Genomic DNA, 535 nt, shown 5'->3' on the forward strand with positions numbered 1-535 from the left:
CCTGTCGGGTTTCGCCACCACTGATTTGAGCGTCAGATTTCGTGATGCTTGTCAGGGGGGCGGAGCCTATGGAAAAACGGCTTTGCCGCGGCCCTCTCACTTCCCTGTTAAGTATCTTCCTGGCATCTTCCAGGAAATCTCCGCCCCGTTCGTAAGCCATTTCCGCTCGCCGCTGTCGAACGACCGAGCGTAGCGAGTCAGTGAGCGAGGAAGCGGAATATATCCTGTATCACATATTCTGCTGACGCACCGGTGCAGCCTTTTTTCTCCTGCCACATGAAGCACTTCACTGACACCCTCATCAGTGCCAACATAGTAAGCCAGTATACACTCCGCTAGCGCTGATGTCCGGCGGTGCTTTTGCCGTTACGCACCACCCCGTCAGTAGCTGAACAGGAGGGACAGCTGATAGAAACAGAAGCCACTGCAGCACCTCAAAAACACCATCATACACTAAATCAGTAAGTTGGCAGCATCACCAGCGAACTGAAGGATGCTGATACGGAATATATTGAATACTACAACAGCAGAAGAA

General features: G+C 52.1%; 1 protein-coding gene and 1 pseudogene. One reads left to right on the forward strand and one right to left on the reverse strand.

From position 1 onward, the window contains the following. Window positions 1–193, forward strand: a 193-nt coding sequence (locus tag SB754_RS19215) for a hypothetical protein (protein WP_410784014.1), incomplete at its 5' end; no start/stop codon positions are given. A 145-nt stretch (window positions 194–338) separates the two neighbouring features. On the opposite strand, the pseudogene SB754_RS19220 reads toward SB754_RS19215, so the two are convergent. Continuing rightward, window positions 339–425: pseudogene (locus tag SB754_RS19220) on the reverse strand (IS1 family transposase); the annotation flags it as partial. Between the last annotated feature and the right edge of the window lie 110 nt (window positions 426–535).

The organism is Leifsonia sp. SIMBA_070 (assembly GCF_046534635.1).
Taxonomy (GTDB): Bacteria; Actinomycetota; Actinomycetes; order Actinomycetales; family Microbacteriaceae; genus Leifsonia.